Raw genomic sequence first — 18,058 nt, 5'->3', positions numbered from 1 at the left:
ATTTGATTCATTACTCGACATTATGAATCCTCGACGCAGGCACTAGAAGAGTATTATTCCAGTCAAGGTTAAGAGGTAGCCAGGCTAGCTGCTGATTCCTATAAAATAGAGCACCCGTATTTGCGTTATATGTAAAAATATCAGAAGGTTTGCTAGCGTTACTCAATCCAAGCGTTAGTGAACTAGTTGTAAACTTAGTAGAGTCAATAGCAGCATCTTCAGGCAGTTCATAATTGGTCAGAGATGATGGTGTACCTATAACATATTCAGAGGAGTCAATAGTAGGGGTAGTAATTTTAAGAACATCGTCGTCAGATGAGAAGTCTGTAATTGTATCAATACCGCCACCTGAGTAATTCAGGACAAAGGTATCTCTACCAGTACCACCAGTGAGAATGTCATTACCATCTCCTCCAACTAAGTAGTCGTCACCCGACCCACCTATTAGAGTGTCATTGCCTTCATAGCCGTATATTTGATAGTTTCCTTGAGTCCCACCAGTTAGATAGTCGTTTCCAGAGGTGCCTTCAATAGTCTCCATGCCCGTTACTCTCGGATAAATTAGTGTTCCCACTGTTGATCTTAACTAGCAATTAGCACCAAAGATCAGCTTGGTTAAGAAACAAAACAAGGCGATCGCTCTCCCCAGCATTCACAAATTTCCTAATACCAACCTCCAGCATTAACACTGAGGGGACAATGGCAGGTTTATCGGCTGTATAATAAATTCCCATGTTGATCCCAAAAAACCAATCATCACGGGCTTGTCAAAATAGCAGCTAATATAGCTAACAATAAGTTAGGAATTAATATTTGCAGTTCGTTATCCACAGGAATGTCATCAGAATCTGGTAATTCTGCTGATGAAGGTAGGCATTCTAATGGATTGTAGTTGAACATAAGCAGTTCTCAATCCCAAATGATAAATCTAAACCTATTTTCCCATAACTTCAGGTAACGCTCTTTGACCAGAGTGATTAAAGAGCGTTAATATATGGAGATCGATACAGTAAAAAATATTTTACATTTTGTTATATAGTTAGGTTAATTCGTGCCTACCTACTTACCACAGTCGGTTTGCACCGCAACAAACTGCTTGTATTCTTTAACCGAAGATTGGGTTATCAGTCTTTTCGATTCAGCATCAAACGCCAGATAATAATATTTCCTTGTTTGATTTTGCGATGGCTTACATCCCACGATTGTTACCTCCCAGATCCAGCGATTAGGAGAAACAAATTTGTCTTTGTCTCCGGCATATTCAGACCATTTTACAAGCCGTTTAGAGATGACAACAAATGGATGTCTGACGGTAGTAACTATAACTAACTGGTTTATCAGTTCTTCTTTGGATATGTAACTATTGTCAGGAAAATCATATTGGGGAATAGATGCAAACGCAGAAGAAAATAGCGAGGTTACGATTGATAAGGATTGAACAATTTGTTTAAGCATATAAACAAAAAAGCCAACGATATTATTATTGAAGGCTTTTTTTGTTTTTTGTTTCTGCAAAATCTATAGTAATCCGCTTTGATTATTGAACTGACTTGCGTAGGCTGGGAGTAGGGAATAGGGAGTGGGGAGTAGGGAATAAGCCTTTTCGATTAGTACTTAATTTGTTCAAGAATCAAATAGGAGTCCTATAGGTTTAATCTAAAATTCGGTCAATTAGAGATTATTTGGGTTGATTCCCTTTTGTTGTAATCTAGTTAAAAGTTCCTGAAGTTGTTGTTGAGTTTGCTCTAATTGTTGCTGTTGCTCAATTGTTACTTCTTCTGGTGTTGAGTATCTATTACCATTTTCGTCATACCAATACAACCATTCTCGCGTGATTATTTGGTAGGTTCCCCGTTCACGTCCAATCCCTAAACCAATTTCTGGCATCCAGATTTTATCGCCTGGTTGTAAAATATATTCACCATTAACTAAGGGAAATTGGCTATATCGCTGATAGCGATGCCTACGGCGGTAAACTACGTTGGTTACTCATAGCCCCTTCACCTAATGTTCGGGTTTTCAGTCGTTCCCACGAAGATTTCTGGTTTGTGGCAGATCCTGAGTTGACAAGAGGGAGGGAAAAGCCAAAAACGATTATTTTCAAGAATAGTAACAGAGCAACTAGCCAGTCCGCAATCTAAAATCTAAAAATCACTACGGCAATTAGCTGGTTTCTGCCACGAACTATGAAGCGTGGTTGTGGGCGCATCAGCCGTTAGTACAATCTCTCTTTTTGCATTTCTCACCCACCCTTGCGCTTCCACAATCGGCGCTGGTGTCGGGCTAGTTGCCTGATTAGAAACATCTGTACTAACGTGGTTTTCACCCTTTGGGTCGAGAGTTACCCAATCTACCAGAACTGCATTAGGAGAAAGAAGGTCATAGGGATTGCGGGGTAAACCGCCACGTCCAGTGATCGTAAAACTGGTTTGATTTTGTGTTCTGCGTGCTTGACAGACTTGCGACACTTGAGTATCAAGTGGTACGGCTGGTAAGTTTATTAATAATCCTCGATAGGGGTCAACATCGACGGTGTTAATTTTTACAATACCGCTTAAATTAGGACTTATTTGAGAAATTGCCGTAATATCATTTGTCTGAAGTTTACCCGGGTCTGAATCATTAGGGCGCAACCTTTTAAGGTCTTCGCTAGTTAGTGACGCAATTCCAAAAATCTTAGTAGCGTTGATTGTGACTGTTCCCCCTTTACCAGTGTACGCATTGGCGGTGATGTCGCTGTATTCATTTGGTTTGGCGACGATGAAGCCGTCAGGGGCACTGATGGTGATATTACCGCCATCTCCACCCTGTAGATTAGTGCCTGCGGTAGCAGATATCTGGCTGTTGCCGCTTAGTAACAATAAATCTAGGTCGTGGAGTGTAATATCACCCCCATTACCGGATGCAGTTTCAGCAGTGATTTCCCCTTGATTGTCTAAGCGAATGAAAGGAGATCCTACCTGAAGGTTGCCTGCCCTCCCTGACCCTTGAGAGCGAACAAACAAGCCACTGTTAAGAGACTCATCCTCAACAAGACTCCCACGAATTCGGACACGCCGTTTGAAGGGAGCACTGCCAGATATAGTCACCCTATCAGTAGCATTAACTGTGATATTACCTGCAAACCCACTGCTGCCTTTAAAAGCATTAGCAAGGATTTGTCCACCATTAACCGCTTCCAAAGTATCCGCGTTCACCGTGATATTACCAGCATTTCCCTCACCTAAAGTGCGGGCATCTAGAACCCCATTGTCTGCTACCCGAAAAGCATTGGTATTAATAATCATATTTCCCCCCTGTCCCCCTTGATTGGTACGTGAAAATAATCCACTTGCCGTTCTATTAATGCCAACTCCAAAAACATTAACAGCTTCAGTTGCATTAACTTCTATCTCTCCACCTTTTCCTTGACCAATAGAAGCAGTTGATATTTGTGCGCCATTTTCCACAATTAACTGCCTAGTGTTAATCGTCAAATTACCAGCATCTCCAACATTTGTTGTTTGAGTAGATAAAAAACTAGGGAATTCCTGCCCATCTATTGATATTCCTGTTCCTTGTAATTCCACCAAATCGCTAGCAGCCACAAATAAATTTCCCCCCTGCCCCTTGCCTGAAGTATAAGTTAATACTTGTGATCCATCTTGGACAATCAAATGTCTAGTATCAATTGTCAAGTTTCCAGCATCTTTAGCACCTTGAGTTTCAGTAAACAAGCCGCTACCAACACCAATAACTTCCACGGAATCGCTGGCGGTTACAGTCAAATTTCCCCCCTGTCCCTCGCCTTTAGTAGAAGTTGATACTCGCGCTCCATTTTGAGAACTTAACCGTCGAGTGGTAATTGTCAAGTTTCCAGCATCTTCAGCACCTTGAGTTTCAGTAAACAAGCCGCTTTTTGTTCCTGCTAGTTCCACAAACTCCGAGGCGCGAACGGTAAGATCTCCCCCCCGTCCTTTGCTCAACAAATTGGTGCCAGCTCTTATCCTTGACTCATCCCCCTGAATACTCAACTGTCCAGTTTCAATCGTCACGTCTCCCCCGGTTCCAGTCGCTTCTGGATAAACATCGGCTGTAATCTGCGAACCCTCAGTGAGAGTCACCGCCTTTGTTGTATGCACAAGCACTTGTCCACCAGCCTCTGTACCTTGTGTGTCGGCAAAAATCAATGAGCCTTGAGTTAAAGCCAAATTATTGCTCTGAATCTGAACATCACCACCGCCAGCACCGCTAACATCAACATACGCTTTGTCTTCCAGCCGAATATCGCCAAAATTCTTGACAGAGGCGTACCCCAATACCCAATCGTTATCTTTCTGGTTCAAGCTCACTTCTCCAACACCAGCGACACTACCTAGCTCAATCCGTCCTCCTGGAACTGTCAAATTCGGTTGTCGTGGTTCTAAAGCTGCTCGTTCACCTCCCTGCAAGATCACATCACCACCCACAAGTGCTAAAGTTTTACTAGGTTGCACTTTGAGATCAGATCCTTCTACACGAATACCTCCTGCTGCTCCCTGAAATTGCAAGCCAATGGGAACACTTATCGTTAGCAGAGGTGTGCTTTGGGGAGGAAAGGTGCTAAACAGAGCGCCATCTGCAAATTTGAGACGGTTTGCTGTAGTTGCGATGAAAGAACCATTGATCTCCAATTGGGCATTAGGCCCAAAAATAATTCCATTGGGATTGAGAAAAAACAAGTTAGCAGAGCCATTGGCTTTAATCAGACCGTTAATAAAAGAAGCAGAACCACCCGTGACGCGGCTGATGATATTTTGAATATATAAAGCGTTGTTGAAGTCAGCCTGACTGCCAGTGGGTACAGAAAACTGCTCAAAACTGTGGAAAAGATTACTTCCAGCTTGAGTTCCTCCTTCAATAATTCTGGTATTCCCCTCTAATTTGACAGTGGAATTAGTGGGTAAAGTGCTATCAGGCGTAATTTGAGCAAAGGTGCAATCCCCAGCATTCAGGTATGCACTACTAATAGCTAAAGAAATCATTAGCCTTAAAAGCCAGCAGGAAGTGCGCAAGTTTTCAGTCATTTGATGAATTTCCCTTAACAACAGAAATAAGTGTGACTTTTTGTGCTGTTTGGACAGCACAAATTATAAACTTTTGTGAAGAAATGGGATAATTGGCAGAAAAATTTCTGCTGCAACTTGGGTTATTAAATAGAGGTGATTTTACCTCTAAGGAAAAACAATCAATTAGGTGATTACAATGCATCATTCCTTGAAAATAAAAATCCTGGATTTAGACCATATTAAATCAATTGTTGAGCAGGACATCACAGATGTGGAGGCTGAAAAAATTGTCGGAGGAACACTAAGTGTAAGTGCGTCTCCAGTAGTCCCTAAAAAAATTGTCGGAGGAATTGTAAGTGGATCTCCAGTAGCCTCTCTAAGTCGAGTTTCAGTAATCTCTCCAGCGGAGCCTCTGCCTATCCCTCCTCTTCCTCCCTTGCTTTCCATTCCCAATCCAATATTGAATCAATTGTTGAGTAGAACATCACAGTGTAGAGGTTGAAAAAATTGTCGGAGGAAGTCCAAGTGGAAGACCATTTCTTTTTCTTTGCGTCAGCCTTAATGATAAGTGTACCAAAGTAATTAGTATAATTAACCACTTGCAATCAGATGTAAATCCTCTGCCTGACCCTCCTTGTCTTCCCTGTAGTCTTCCAATATAAGTTTGCTGCGCAAAGCAGGTTTACGGTTACAAATCACTTTGTAACTTAAAGGATAATGTGGGCGTTTTTTAACCATAAAGTGGCCGCAGGGCAGAACTTCATACTTAAGGGAGTTTGAGGCATTTGAATGCGATTGGCTTTGCCCGCCGGAGGCATCGCTCTAGATCCTGCACAACGTAATAATAAGCATTACAGCAATCTTTTGGCGGACATTTTATCATTTAAAAGCGGCCACTTTATTCTTGAAACCACAATTTTTCCAAACCATAACGTGCAACAATTGGCGCACAGGCAAATTATGACAAATCAATAGCTTTTAACAAATTAGTCCAATCATCGCTTCAAGTGCGATCGCCTGATTGTCGCAGATGGTAAAAATCCTTTCAAAAGCCCCACCTTACAGATTATTCGGGTTGATTCCCTTCTGTTGTAATCTAGCTAAAAGTTCCTAAAGCTGTTGTTGTGTTTGCTCTAGTTGTTGCTGTTGCTTAACTGTTACTTCTTCTGGTGTTGAGTATCTCTTATCATTTTCGTCATACCAATACAACCATTCTCGCGTGATTCCTTGGTAGGTTCCGCGTTCACGTCCAATACCTAAACCAATTTCTGGTATCCAGATTTTATCGCCTGGTTGTAAAATATATTCACCATTAACTAACCGATAAACTTCTAAACGCTGACGCTTACGACGTAAGCGGGTTAGTGCATAAATGACATAATACAAAATGTCTAATTTGGCATAATCTACTTTCTTTTGTTCGTATTCAAAATTGTAAGTTTGGGAAACAATTTCTAACGATAAAATTGGAGAAATACCATCTTCTTCCCAAAATACATAACTAGAACGCCCATTTTCTCCAACAAAACGTTCTACACCCAAACTGAGAAACCCATCGGGGACAATAGCAGCTTTATCGGCTGTATAATAAATTCCCATGTTGATCCCAAAAAACCAATCATCACGGGCTTGCCAAATAGCAGCTAATATAGCTAACAATAAGTTGGGAATTAATATTTGCAGTTCGTTATCCACAGGGATGTCATCAGAATCTGGCAATTCTGCTGATGAAGGTAGGCATTCTAATGGATTGTAGTTGAACATAAGCAGTTCTCAATCCCAAATATTAACAATTCAAAATTCAAAATTCAAAATTCAAAATTAAAGACATTTTCAGACGGCGATTTAAACCCCGACTGAAAATGACGCTACCTTTAGAGGTAGGGGTCTTAAACCCTTTGATTTACGATAAATCTAAATCTGTTTTACCATAACTTCACGGTAGCTCAGGCTACAGATAATACTTAGTGGGTTGGTTGCCTTTATTACTTTTTGTAGTCACTTGATTTAGGGGAAACATTGACTCAATATTGGCAATGTTCACGACAAGCAACTACGTATCTGCGCTTTGGGCGCAGGAGTCACTAAAAATTCATTTCTTTAGTTTATCTAAAGTCGCATCTAAGTTCTCAAATTACCTTTCTAAGATAGAGGCAGCAACTACTATAAGTTGCCATACACGACTAAAACCCAATTAACAGCTAGTGGCTGGAAATAACACAAAAATGACTAAAGCGCCAGAATCTTTAGACTTATCTACCTACGAGGCAACAGACAAATCTCTAGATCGTGATTGTACAACCTTATCGCGTCACGTTTTACAACAACTTCAGAGTTTTTCGCCAGATGCACAGGATTTAAGTGCGCTGATGAATCGCATCGCCCTGGCCGGGAAACTGGTTGCTCGTCGCATGAGTCGCGCCGGTTTAATGGAAGGTGTTCTCGGATTTACTGGGGAAGTTAATGTGCAAGGAGAATCCGTCAAAAAGATGGATGTCTATGCCAACGATGTGTTTATCTCGGTGTTTAAGCAAAGCGGCTTAGTTTGTCGCCTCGCTTCTGAGGAAATGGACAATCCCTACTACATCCCGGAAAATTGCCCAATTGGGCGCTATACTCTGCTGTATGATCCAATTGATGGCTCATCCAACACTGATAACAATCTCAGCTTAGGTTCCATTTTCGCCATTCGCCAACAAGAAGGAACTGATAGCGATCGCAAAGCAACTGACCTCCTCACCAACGGACGTAAGCAACTCGCTGCTGGATATATCTTGTATGGCCCCTGCACAATGCTGGTTTATACTATAGGTAAGGGCGTTCATTCCTTTGTCCTTGATCCCAGCTTAGGAGAGTTTATTCTCACAGAAGAAAATATTCGGATTCCTAACCACGGGTCTGTTTACAGCGTCAACGAAGGTAACTTCTGGCAGTGGGAAGAATCGATTCGAGAATACATCCGCTACGTTCATCGCACCGAAGGCTACAGCGCTCGTTATAGCGGCGCAATGGTGAGCGACATCCATAGAATTTTAGTACAAGGCGGCGTTTTTCTCTACCCAGGTACAATTCAAAACCCAGAAGGGAAATTGCGCTTGCTTTATGAAACCGCTCCTCTGGCCTTTTTAATTGAGCAAGCAGGCGGTCGTGCTACTACAGGACAGATGGATATCTTGGATGTAGTGCCAAAAAAACTGCATCAGCGCACGCCTTTAATTATTGGTAGCAAAGAGGATGTCGCAAAGGTGGAGTCTTTTACTCAAAACGGACATTAGTATCCCAAGGTAGAAGACAAAAGAAATTGAAGCTTTATTTACAAGCTTTTTAACCTTTTTCAACTGGATAGTTATTTTTGCCATACTGCATTAGAAGACGGTGACAAAAGCATCAAGGATGCGTCTAGCCTATGGCATTAATTAAAAGTTAATCATGGTGATTTAGGATTGGAAATGGAGAATAGCACTTCTTAAAGATGTATTAAAGATTATCTCAGCTGGCCGATGCGATAAGTGATTGGCAACGCCACAATTCAAAAGTGACCATCAAATAAATATTGATGGGTTTTGCTGACTTCACTTGGAAACATCATTATACAGGAGTGAAACAAATTAGAGCTATGGCTACCAATCATCTACTAGAAATTAAGCAATACGGTCAAAGTATCTGGATAGATAATTTGACCCGTGACATTATTCAATCAGGTGAACTCAAAGACCTGGTTGAAAATCAAGGTATATCTGGGATTACCTCTAACCCATCTATCTTTGAAAAAGCGATCGCTGGTAATGTCATTTATGATGCCGATATCGAAGCCGGAGTTCGGGCTGGCTTACCGACATACAAAATTTACGAATCCCTAGTTTTTGCAGATATCCGTAATGCCTGTGATATTTTACGCCCTGTTTATGAAGCCTCGAATAGACTAGATGGTTATGTGAGTATGGAAGTACCCCCAACCATTGCCCAAGATACTGAAGCAACAATCGCCGAAGCCCGGCGCTATTTCCAAGAAATTGGTCGGGAAAATTTGATGATTAAAATTCCTGGTACAGAATCTGGTTTGCCAGCAGTGGAACAGGCGATCGCTGATGGTATAAATGTGAATATTACGCTACTGTTTTCTGTAGAAAGCTACATCAACACAGCACTGGCTTATATTCGAGGCTTAGAAAAACGGCTGGCTGAGGGTAAAGACATCAGTAAAATTGCTTCAGTTGCTAGTTTTTTCCTCAGTCGGATCGATAGCAACATTGATGCCAAAATTGATGCTAAGTTGAAAAAAGGCGTTGATGATATTGCCGTGGAAGCAAAACTCAGAGCTGTTAAAGGGAAAATAGCGATCGCTAACGCGAAGATTGCGTACCAAGAATACAAGAAAATCATTAGAAGCGAGCGCTGGCAAGCTTTAGCAGCAGAAGGGGCGACAGTACAACGGCTACTTTGGGCTAGCACTAGCACCAAAGACCCCAACTACAGAGACGTGATGTATATCGAAGAGTTGATAGGCCGTGAAACCGTCAACACCGTACCACCAGCGACAATTAAAGCTTGTGCCGATCATTGTAACGTAGGCGATCGCTTAGAAACAGATGTAGACAAAGCTTACACGCTGATCGAAAACCTCAAAGATCCCGACATTAACATCGATCTCGATGCCGTAATGGATGAACTGTTAGTTGAAGGTATTGACAAGTTCATCCAACCCTTCCAGTCCTTGATGAACTCTTTAGAAGAAAAGATCAAGGTATTGTCACCAGTGTAGGGGCTGGGTATTGGGGACAAGGGAGACAAGGGGGACAAGGGAGATAAGGGAGATAAGGGAGATAAGGGAGATAAGGGAGATAAGGGAGATAAGGGAGATAAGGGAGACAAGGGAATAAAGAAAGTGTTTTCCCAATGCCCAATGCCCAATGCCCAATGCCCAATGCCCAATGCCCAATGCCCCATCCCCCATGCCCAATGCCCCATGCCCAATGCCCAATACCCAATCTCAAAATCCAAAATCCAAAATCCAAAATCCAAAATTCCTATGGTTAGTCTGCTAGAAAATCCCTTGCGCGTTGGTCTGCAACAACAAGGGATGCCCGAACCCCAGATTATAGTTATTTTTGGCGCTTCTGGTGATCTCACCTGGCGCAAACTAGTGCCAGCACTTTACAAATTGCGGCGAGAACGGCGTATTCCACCAGAAACTACCATTGTCGGTGTGGCACGTCGAGAGTGGACCCACGAATACTTCCGTGAACAGATGCAAAAAGGCATGGAAGAGGCGCATCCCGACGTCGATTTAGGGGAACTCTGGCAAGACTTCTCTCAAGGACTCTTCTACAGTCCTGGGGATATAGACAACCCCGAAGGCTACCAGAAACTGAAAACCTTATTGACTGAATTAGACGAAAAACGGGGTACGCGAGGGAATCGGATGTTTTACCTCTCAGTTGCCCCCTCATTCTTTCCCGAAGCCATTAAGCAGCTAGGAAGCATCGGGATGCTAGAAGATCCCTACAAACATCGTCTAGTAATTGAAAAACCTTTTGGTCGGGACTTGGCTTCTGCCCAGAGTCTTAACCAAGTGGTACAGAAATTTTGCAAAGAAAACCAAGTCTACCGCATTGACCACTATTTGGGTAAAGAAACAGTCCAGAATTTACTGGTGTTTCGCTTTGCGAATGCGATTTTTGAGCCGTTGTGGAATCGTCAATTTGTTGACCACGTACAAATTACCGTGGCAGAAACTGTGGGAGTGGAAGACCGGGCTGGTTACTATGAAAGTGCCGGCGCACTGCGGGATATGTTGCAAAATCACCTCATGCAACTTTACTGCCTAACAGCGATGGAAGCACCCAACGCAATGGATGCCGACAGCATCCGCACCGAAAAAGTGAAGGCACTCCAAGCTACGCGGTTAGCTGATGTTCACAACCTATCACGGTCAGCAGTACGCGGTCAGTATAGTGCTGGCTGGATGAAGGGTCAAGCAGTGTCAGGATATCGGGCAGAACCAGGCGTTGATCCCAACTCCACCACGCCCACCTACGTAGCGATGAAGTTTTTGGTAGACAACTGGCGCTGGAAAGGTGTTCCTTTCTACTTGCGTACCGGCAAGCGGATGCCGAAAAAAGTCAGTGAGATTTCGATTCACTTCCGCGAAGTTCCGTCTCGGATGTTCCAATCTGCCGCCCAACAGGTAAACGCCAATATTTTGGCGATGCGGATTCAGCCGAATGAAGGAATTTCCTTACGTTTTGATGTCAAAATGCCGGGGGCAGAATTCCGCACCCGTTCCGTTGACATGGACTTTAGTTATGGTTCCTTTGGCATCCAAGCAACATCCGATGCCTACGATCGCCTATTCCTTGATTGTATGATGGGCGATCAAACATTGTTCACACGGGCGGACGAAGTAGAAGCAGCTTGGCAGGTAGTAAATCCAGCCCTTTCCGTTTGGGATGCACCCGCCGACGCAACTACTATTCCCCAATACGAAGCCGGTACTTGGGAACCAGCAGAAGCCGAATTCTTAATTAACCAGGATGGCCGCCGCTGGCGCAGACTCTAAATATTAGTCATTAGTCATTAGTCATTAGTCACTAGTAAAAACAAATGACAAATGACAAATGACGAATGACAAAATCCAAAATCCAAAATCCAAAATCCAAAATTCCTTATGGCTCCCCAAGCTTCTACAATTTTTTCACTTCAGGCACCAAAAGATATTTCGCTTGACGAATTAGATGCGGAACTGAGTCAAATTTGGCAAAGCTACGGCATTACTGGCGAAGACGGTGGGCTTCCTGCTGCTACTCGTGCTACGACATTTACCTTAGTGGTTTACGAACCGGAAGAAACCCAGTATCTTTTGGCCACTTTGGGATTTTACAACGGCCCGCTTGACGGAATTTTAGGGCCTCAGATGGAAGCTGCGCTGCGGCAAGTGCAGAGAAAATATGCACTGCCAGATACTGGAATAGCAACACCTCAAACCCTGGCTATCTTGAGAGAAGAATTCGCCAAACGTCAAGGAAACGAGGCTACGGGGGATAATGGTTCTGGTAGTATTCCGAGCTTAAATACCCTAAGCCCCAGAATTGCCGATGAAATCGCCCTCCGCAACCCCTGCCGCATCATTGCGTTGTTTCCCATTGCTGGCGAAGATGAAGGAGTTAAGGCTCAAGTTTCTGCCTATTGCCCCATCCAAAAGCAATCGTCAAGCACACTAATCTGCTGCGAATATATAACTCTCAGTGGAACTGCTACTGCCTTGGAACGGATAGGCGGCATGATTCCAGCATTGTTGATTGGCGGCTTACCAAAGTTTCTCTGGTGGAAAGCAACACCAGACCCAAACAACAGTTTATTCAAGCGGCTGGCAGCAGTCTGCAATAATGTGATTGTGGATTCTTGCCGCTTTAACGAGCCAGAAAGTGATTTACTCCACCTACAAGAGTTGGTAGAAAGTGGTGTTCCCTTGGCTGATTTGAACTGGCGTCGCCTCTCAGCATGGCAAGAGTTGACGGCTGAAGCCTACGACTCACCCCACCGTCGCGCTGCGCTTAGAGAAGTTGATCGAGTAACTATTGATTACGAAAAAGGCAACCCCGCCCAAGCTTTGCTATTTTTGGGCTGGTTAGCAAGTCGGTTAGAATGGCTGCCAGTTTCCTATCAAAAGGAAATCGGAGATTATGACATCACTCGCATTGCCTTCGTTGCCCAAGATCAACGACAAGTCGAAGCCGAGTTAGCGGGTGTCCCGGTTGCTGATGTGGGTGAGATTATGGGAGACTTGATTGCCTTGCGCCTCAGTTCGACAAATCCGCAGGCAGACTGTGGTACAGTAATCTGCTCGGAAACTGGTGGTTGTATGCGGATGGAAACCCACGGTGGTGCCCAATCCGCCGGTTTGTTTCAACAAGTGACTTCACTTTCGGAACAAAAGGCGGAAGCATTGCTGAGTCAGCAGGTGCAACGTTGGGGTCGCGAGTCACTTTTTGAAGAAAGCCTGGGAGTGACAGCGAATATTTTCAAACTTGAAACAAATAGTTAGCTTCGCCTGAAAAGAATAAAAGTTACACACAAGCTCTTCAGATTTTTGGATATTTCAATAATCTGGAGGGTTTTTCTATTTTCCTTGGTTTCACCAGAGAAGCTTTGAACTTATACCATTTCTTTGTGAGGCTGCGCCAAAGCCTTTTAACTTCTTTCTTTCTTTCTTTCTTTCTTTCTTTCTTTCTTTCTTTCTGTCCTTCGCGTCCTTCTCCCAAGGGGAGACGCTAACGCGTAGCTTGTCCTCCGCAGGAGTACGCGGTTCGTTTTTCTTTCTTGTACTTAAATATGGTTTAGCGCATCTTCATACAGAATTGGTATTAGTGAAAAAGAATATAAAATCTATCAATGTAGGTTGGGGAGCTACTTGTATGGGTGGGTTTCCCGACTTGAGCAAAGTGGCGTTTGAACGGGAGTGAAACCCAACATGAACAAGGATCAAATGTTGGGTTTCGTTCCTCAACTACAGATATTATTGAAAAGATACGTCGTATGTGCCTCCACGCTCAAGCGCACGTTTGTAAGCAGGTCGCGCATGAATACGCTCGATAAATTCTTTGAGCTTTGGCCGACTCTCGACTTCTTCTCTTCGCATGGCGATTAGTTCAAGTGGAAAGCTCATTTGAATATCGGCGGCGGTAAATTCCTCACCCGCAAACCACGTACTTTTACTGAGTTCGCCTTCTATGTAGTCAAAGTGAAGTTTGATCTGGGGCGCGACGAATCCGCTAACTACGTTGCTGTCACCTGCCCCGAAATTGTTCAATACCACCTGCATCACTAGCGGTAGCATTGCAGAGCCTTCGGCGTAATGTAGCCAATACGTATAGCGCAGATGTTCCGGCGTACCGGATGCTGGAACTAGCCGACCATTACCGTAGCGATCAACTACGTATTCGATAATGGCACCCGACTCAGCGATCGTCAGGTCTGCATCTGTAATCACTGGTGACTTCCCAAGCGGATGGACTTGGCGCAGCGACTCTGGTGCCAGCATCGTCTTTGGATCGCGTTCATAGAATTTGATCTCGTATTCGATACCTAGTTCTTCGAGCAGCCATAGCACACGCTGCGATCGCGAGTTGTTAAGATGATGAACAACGATCATAAAACGTTCCTCTTTTGCAGATGTTGTCAAACACCGAATCATTTTAACAGTCAAATTTTAACTAATACTTATAATAGTTACTGCATAAAAATCTTATTTGTTTCATTTATGGCTTTAGTCATTGCCGGGGAACGTAGTGGAGTGGGCAAGACAACAGTCACGCTGACCCTTTTAGCATCTTTACGTCGTCGCGATCGCCTGGTGCAATCTTTTAAGGTAGGCCCAGACTACATTGATCCGATGTTTCATCAACACGTAACTGGTCGTGCCTGTCGCAATTTAGACCCAGTACTTACTTCCGAAGCCTACGTTCAGCAATGTTTTGCCCGTCATAGTCAATTGAGTGAATATGCCCTAGTGGAAGGAGTAATGGGGTTATTTGATGGAATTGGGCATGGGGAATCGGGCATGGGGCATGGGCAAGAAAAGCAAAAATTAACTGATTTTGCGAGTACGGCACATATCGCGCGGCTTTTAGATTTACCTGTGGTGTTGGTGATTGATTGCAGTCGTTTATCTGGTTCTGTAGCTGCGATCGCTCACGGCTACCAGTCTTTTGATCCCCGAATTAAAATAGCTGGGGTAGTATTAAATCGCGTGGGAAGCGATCGCCACCTCTCCCTCCTCAAAGATTCCCTAGAACCCTTACAATTACCCATTCTCGGCGTACTGCGGCGTCAAGATAACATCACAATTCCCGATCGCCACTTGGGTTTAGTCCCCACAGCAGAACTTCCTCAACTCAACGCTTTAATTGATCGCCTCGCCGATTTAGGAGATACTTGCTTCGACTGGCAACGCTTATTACCTTTGTTAAAATCAAAACCACTCCCTCATCCCCCTCATCCCCCTCATCCCCCTCATCCCTCATCCCCAGTTAGGATTGCAGTAGCCCGCGATCGCGCTTTTAATTTTTACTACCAAGATAATCTCGATTTGCTGCAACAGCTTGGCGCAGAACTGGTTTTCTGGAGTCCTTTAGAAGATGCTGGCATACCAAAAGATGTGCAGGGAATGTATTTTGGCGGTGGTTTCCCAGAAGTTTTTGCCCAGCAACTAGCAGAAAATACCCGCGTTCGTGATGCAGTGAAAACGGCAATACTTAAAGGAATGCCGACAATTGCCGAATGCGGAGGATTGATGTATTTGTGTGAGCAAATTATCGATTTTGAGCGAAAATCTTGGTCGATGGCGGGAGTTTTACCAACATCTGCTGTGATGGGTGGGCGTTTAACTTTGGGCTATCGTCGTGCAGTAGCTTTGCAAGATAATTTGTTAGTTAAGGCAGGTACAACAGTTTACGGACATGAGTTTCATCGTTCCCATTTAACTTTAACTCCCACTCAGCCTTTATTTGAAACTTCTCGCTACGATTGTGAGGAAAATATGGGATGCGAGGGATGGGGTTTTCCCGCAAATGTTCATGCTTCTTATGTTCATCTACATTGGGGAGAAAGTGGAGAAATTCCTCAGCAGTTTCTTAAAGAATGTCTGAAAGTAGCATCTTCAGGAACGTGGATTTAAGCTAGTACCAAGTAACCGCGTCTAGAGGTTCTCTTAGTAGAGCATTTCATTAATTGGTAGTGACGCACCTTTGCCATTAGTTTTGTGAAGAAATATTACAATAACTAATGCCCTGTGTAAAACACGGGCATAATTCTCCGAGTAATAGGTAGCAACTCAAAATAACAAGTTTTGCAGCAAGTTCATAGCACAAAATGTGCATTGTCCCTAAAATTTTTATTTCCTAGACTATTAAATATAGGAATGCAACTTGATTCTTGAAAGCATACTAAGACTAAAAGCTTTATCCACAATGCTCATATTTTGGAAACCTTTCAGTAATCAAACCGGATTCCTATTAATACAGCTTACTTTTCAAACAAAGTAGCTTGTCTAACATTGTTATTAAGTGCTTTGCACTATCTGCTTGATAAATTCTTGCAGAACAATTCATACTTGAATAGGAGAAAAACAATGTCCAACACCGACAAAGCAATTTGTAATTCTGCTCAACAACTATTTACAGAATTAACTCCTGAAGAAGGAGCCGTCATCCAAGGCGGTGCGGACTTAGAACTTTACAATGGCGACAAATTTAGGGGTAAGATAGTGGCTACAAACAAAAGCCTCCGGAATGTAGGTGATACCGCAAATGACCTAACTACCTCAGCTAAAGTTAAGCGTGGTACATGGCTATTATGGACAGGCGCGAATTTCACGGGAACGTCTAGGCGGGTAGGAGTAGGAAATTATCCGAATCTTTTCTTTGACATAGGCTTGCCTAACGATTCGATCTCATCAGTTCAGCGTATATAAGGTAGCGCACCCCGTAAACCATTATCAATGTGGTGCTGCAACTGACCACTGGTAATCCAACTTCGCTCAAAATCATCGAGCCAAACCGATCATCCCCGTTGTTGTAGCGATTGTAATAGGTTCATAGTTGAATGGCACTAAGATAAGATATAGCCCTTGCCCTGACTGGTTCCCAGCCTCTACGCTGGGAACCCATTCTGGGAGGCTCCGCCTCCAGTAGCTTGACCAGAGGCAGAGCTTCTTGAATACATTCCCAGCCTGGAGGCTCTTAACGAGGCGACACAAGCCTTTGGGCTTTTCTTAGTGCCATTCGGTTCATAGTTGAACTCAAAGAAGAAAATAGGAGGTCTGATTGAACACAGACCCCCTTTTCACAGAAGCTGAGATAATTACCAGCTACTCTTTTTCTAAATAAATGTAAAGAGATCAAAATCAGGCGATCGCCTTCAAATGAAGATTGATTTTGAAGCAATCCAGTAGTCGTTTCAAAAATGAAAAACGGTATCTTTAAGTGGGTTGTCATCTGTGCTTTGTGTGCTTTGGTAGCAACTTCGCTCCCCGCCGTTGGTCAGGGTAAGAGTACACAGAGTTCCTTTACAGACGAAGCTCTCAAAAACCAAACCGCAAAGGCGTTTCCCAATTTTCCCTTGGTATACTTTGGTTCGGGAAGGTTTAAGGAGGTCGGCAATCCCCGAAATCAACTGGTGTCCACCTATGAGTTCGATATAAAGCAGGGCATCAATCGCGAACTTGGCTACTATATTGACAAGGAGGTTCTGATCTACAACGTATATGACCTCAACCCATCTGATGGTACAGACCCGGACAAAGAGTACTTCATCCAAAAAGATCCGAAGACCGGAGTGACCACCTGTACCCTCAATCCCTTACCACTACCTAATGTCTTCAGTCGCGACTGGTGGTTAGCCAACAACATGGTTTACAAGGGCACAAGCACCATCAACGGTTTTGCTGCTGATTGCTGGACAGGCGTTATTTTCGGAACGAAGATACCCGTTCGGTTCTGCAATCGCTCCGACAAGTACCCCGAATTTGCTCCTATTCTCAAGAAAATTGCAACCTTCGAGTTCTACGATCACTATGGCGAGTCTAGAGAGAAATTCAGCTACCCCACAGACTTTTTCAAGGTGCCGGAAGTGTGCAATGCCAACAGCCAACAACATTCTTAATTGTCTAGGCAACCAAGCGGGATCACCTTTAAAGCAAGCCCAGCACGAATGATGTCTCTAGCACTGAGAGTCCACATCCATGCGTGGGTTTACCCATAATAACTGCTGTTACCGTCTACCCATCAGGGTGAACTGCACAGATGAGGTGGGGATTGTGAGCGTAAACGCTAAAAACTGTCAGTGTGTTGACTTAAAAAAGCAGCTATTACACTACCGAGTAAAAATTATGGGACAAAACACTTCACGTCACTCAGTTTTACAAGGTTTGATTACTAATAACTGGAGTTTAGACTAAAAGCGATATGAGAGAACGCAAATCAAATAGAATTACAGATTAAAAATATTATCTTGTCAGGCTTAAAGTATCCGCG

The 18,058-nt window shown here is 43.6% G+C and carries 14 protein-coding genes and 1 pseudogene; 8 read left to right on the top strand and 7 right to left on the bottom strand.

Features of this window, described 5'->3' with window-relative positions; genetic code table 11:
- Positions 1-10 precede the first annotated feature (10 nt).
- From V7L05_RS27960 to V7L05_RS27935, 6 genes and pseudogenes are all read right to left on the bottom strand, one after another.
- Positions 11-574 carry a hypothetical protein gene (locus tag V7L05_RS27960; RefSeq protein ID WP_335169020.1) on the bottom strand — a complete coding sequence of 188 codons (564 nt, stop codon included), beginning with the start codon at positions 572-574 and terminating at the stop codon, positions 11-13.
- 58 nt (positions 575-632) lie between these two features.
- Positions 633-900: pseudogene (locus V7L05_RS27955) on the bottom strand (Uma2 family endonuclease); the annotation flags it as partial.
- A 159-nt stretch (positions 901-1,059) separates the two neighbouring features.
- Positions 1,060-1,515: a hypothetical protein gene (locus V7L05_RS27950; RefSeq protein ID WP_335169018.1), complete on the bottom strand. Its 456-nt coding sequence runs from the start codon at positions 1,513-1,515 to the stop codon at positions 1,060-1,062.
- A 156-nt stretch (positions 1,516-1,671) separates the two neighbouring features.
- On the bottom strand, positions 1,672-1,887 hold the full coding sequence (locus V7L05_RS27945; protein WP_335169016.1) for a hypothetical protein: 216 nt from the start codon (positions 1,885-1,887) through the stop codon (positions 1,672-1,674).
- A gap of 257 nt (positions 1,888-2,144) precedes the next feature.
- Positions 2,145-5,045 carry an S-layer family protein gene (locus V7L05_RS27940; RefSeq protein WP_335169014.1) on the bottom strand — a complete coding sequence of 967 codons (2,901 nt, stop codon included), beginning with the start codon at positions 5,043-5,045 and terminating at the stop codon, positions 2,145-2,147.
- 1,092 nt (positions 5,046-6,137) lie between these two features.
- Complete coding sequence (locus V7L05_RS27935) at positions 6,138-6,791, bottom strand: Uma2 family endonuclease (RefSeq protein WP_335169012.1); 654 nt, start codon at positions 6,789-6,791, stop codon at positions 6,138-6,140.
- 461 nt (positions 6,792-7,252) lie between these two features.
- Between V7L05_RS27935 and fbp the strand changes: the two genes are divergently transcribed.
- The 5 genes from fbp (at position 7,253) to opcA (ending at position 13,071) form a co-directional block, all read left to right on the top strand.
- Complete coding sequence (fbp, locus tag V7L05_RS27930) at positions 7,253-8,302, top strand: class 1 fructose-bisphosphatase (RefSeq protein WP_335169010.1); 1,050 nt, start codon at positions 7,253-7,255, stop codon at positions 8,300-8,302.
- Between the two features lie 341 nt (positions 8,303-8,643).
- Complete coding sequence (gene tal / locus V7L05_RS27925; protein WP_335169008.1) at positions 8,644-9,789, top strand: transaldolase; 1,146 nt, start codon at positions 8,644-8,646, stop codon at positions 9,787-9,789.
- Positions 9,790-9,923: 134 nt separating this feature from the next.
- A complete protein-coding gene (locus tag V7L05_RS27920; RefSeq protein WP_335169006.1) occupies positions 9,924-10,064 on the top strand; it encodes a hypothetical protein in 141 nt (46 codons plus the stop codon).
- Positions 10,057-11,586, top strand: coding sequence for a glucose-6-phosphate dehydrogenase (gene zwf / locus V7L05_RS27915; RefSeq protein ID WP_335169030.1), 1,530 nt, complete (start codon positions 10,057-10,059; stop codon positions 11,584-11,586). The genes V7L05_RS27920 and zwf overlap by 8 nt, the downstream gene beginning before the upstream one ends.
- A gap of 108 nt (positions 11,587-11,694) precedes the next feature.
- Positions 11,695-13,071: a glucose-6-phosphate dehydrogenase assembly protein OpcA gene (gene opcA / locus V7L05_RS27910; protein WP_335169004.1), complete on the top strand. Its 1,377-nt coding sequence runs from the start codon at positions 11,695-11,697 to the stop codon at positions 13,069-13,071.
- 471 nt (positions 13,072-13,542) lie between these two features.
- Here the strand turns inward: opcA and V7L05_RS27905 are convergent, their stop codons facing one another.
- Positions 13,543-14,178: a glutathione S-transferase family protein gene (locus tag V7L05_RS27905; protein WP_442937082.1), complete on the bottom strand. Its 636-nt coding sequence runs from the start codon at positions 14,176-14,178 to the stop codon at positions 13,543-13,545.
- 108 nt (positions 14,179-14,286) lie between these two features.
- Here V7L05_RS27905 and V7L05_RS27900 point away from each other — a divergent pair, with 108 nt between their 5' ends.
- The 3 genes from V7L05_RS27900 to V7L05_RS27890 all read left to right on the top strand — a co-directional run bounded on the left by V7L05_RS27900 (position 14,287) and on the right by V7L05_RS27890 (position 17,687).
- Positions 14,287-15,702, top strand: coding sequence for a cobyrinate a,c-diamide synthase (locus V7L05_RS27900; RefSeq protein ID WP_335169000.1), 1,416 nt, complete (start codon positions 14,287-14,289; stop codon positions 15,700-15,702).
- Between the two features lie 453 nt (positions 15,703-16,155).
- Positions 16,156-16,497, top strand: coding sequence for a beta/gamma crystallin-related protein (locus V7L05_RS27895; RefSeq protein ID WP_335168999.1), 342 nt, complete (start codon positions 16,156-16,158; stop codon positions 16,495-16,497).
- A gap of 491 nt (positions 16,498-16,988) precedes the next feature.
- Positions 16,989-17,687 (top strand): hypothetical protein, encoded by a 699-nt coding sequence (locus V7L05_RS27890; RefSeq protein ID WP_335168998.1) that lies wholly within the window; start codon positions 16,989-16,991, stop codon positions 17,685-17,687.
- Positions 17,688-18,058 lie beyond the last annotated feature (371 nt).

The sequence above is a fragment of the Nostoc sp. genome, assembly GCF_036917755.1.
Lineage (GTDB): Bacteria > Cyanobacteriota > Cyanobacteriia > Cyanobacteriales > Nostocaceae > Nostoc.
The sequence above is the reverse complement of the archived record's forward strand: the minus strand, read 5'-3'. Positions and strand labels throughout refer to the sequence as shown.

Excerpts from the sequence above, each read along its gene's own strand:
- V7L05_RS27945 (WP_335169016.1), bottom strand. The coding sequence starts at position 1,887 with ATGCCAGAAATTGGTTTAGGGATTGGACGTGAACGGGGAACCTACCAA.
- V7L05_RS27940 (WP_335169014.1), bottom strand. The coding sequence starts at position 5,045 with ATGACTGAAAACTTGCGCACTTCCTGCTGGCTTTTAAGGCTAATGATT.
- V7L05_RS27935 (WP_335169012.1), bottom strand. The coding sequence starts at position 6,791 with ATGTTCAACTACAATCCATTAGAATGCCTACCTTCATCAGCAGAATTG.
- fbp (WP_335169010.1), top strand. The coding sequence starts at position 7,253 with ATGACTAAAGCGCCAGAATCTTTAGACTTATCTACCTACGAGGCAACA.
- tal (WP_335169008.1), top strand. The coding sequence starts at position 8,644 with ATGGCTACCAATCATCTACTAGAAATTAAGCAATACGGTCAAAGTATC.
- V7L05_RS27920 (WP_335169006.1), top strand. The coding sequence starts at position 9,924 with ATGCCCAATGCCCAATGCCCAATGCCCAATGCCCAATGCCCAATGCCC.
- zwf (WP_335169030.1), top strand. The coding sequence starts at position 10,057 with ATGGTTAGTCTGCTAGAAAATCCCTTGCGCGTTGGTCTGCAACAACAA.
- opcA (WP_335169004.1), top strand. The coding sequence starts at position 11,695 with ATGGCTCCCCAAGCTTCTACAATTTTTTCACTTCAGGCACCAAAAGAT.
- V7L05_RS27905 (WP_442937082.1), bottom strand. The coding sequence starts at position 14,178 with ATGATCGTTGTTCATCATCTTAACAACTCGCGATCGCAGCGTGTGCTA.
- V7L05_RS27900 (WP_335169000.1), top strand. The coding sequence starts at position 14,287 with ATGGCTTTAGTCATTGCCGGGGAACGTAGTGGAGTGGGCAAGACAACA.
- V7L05_RS27895 (WP_335168999.1), top strand. The coding sequence starts at position 16,156 with ATGTCCAACACCGACAAAGCAATTTGTAATTCTGCTCAACAACTATTT.
- V7L05_RS27890 (WP_335168998.1), top strand. The coding sequence starts at position 16,989 with ATGAAAAACGGTATCTTTAAGTGGGTTGTCATCTGTGCTTTGTGTGCT.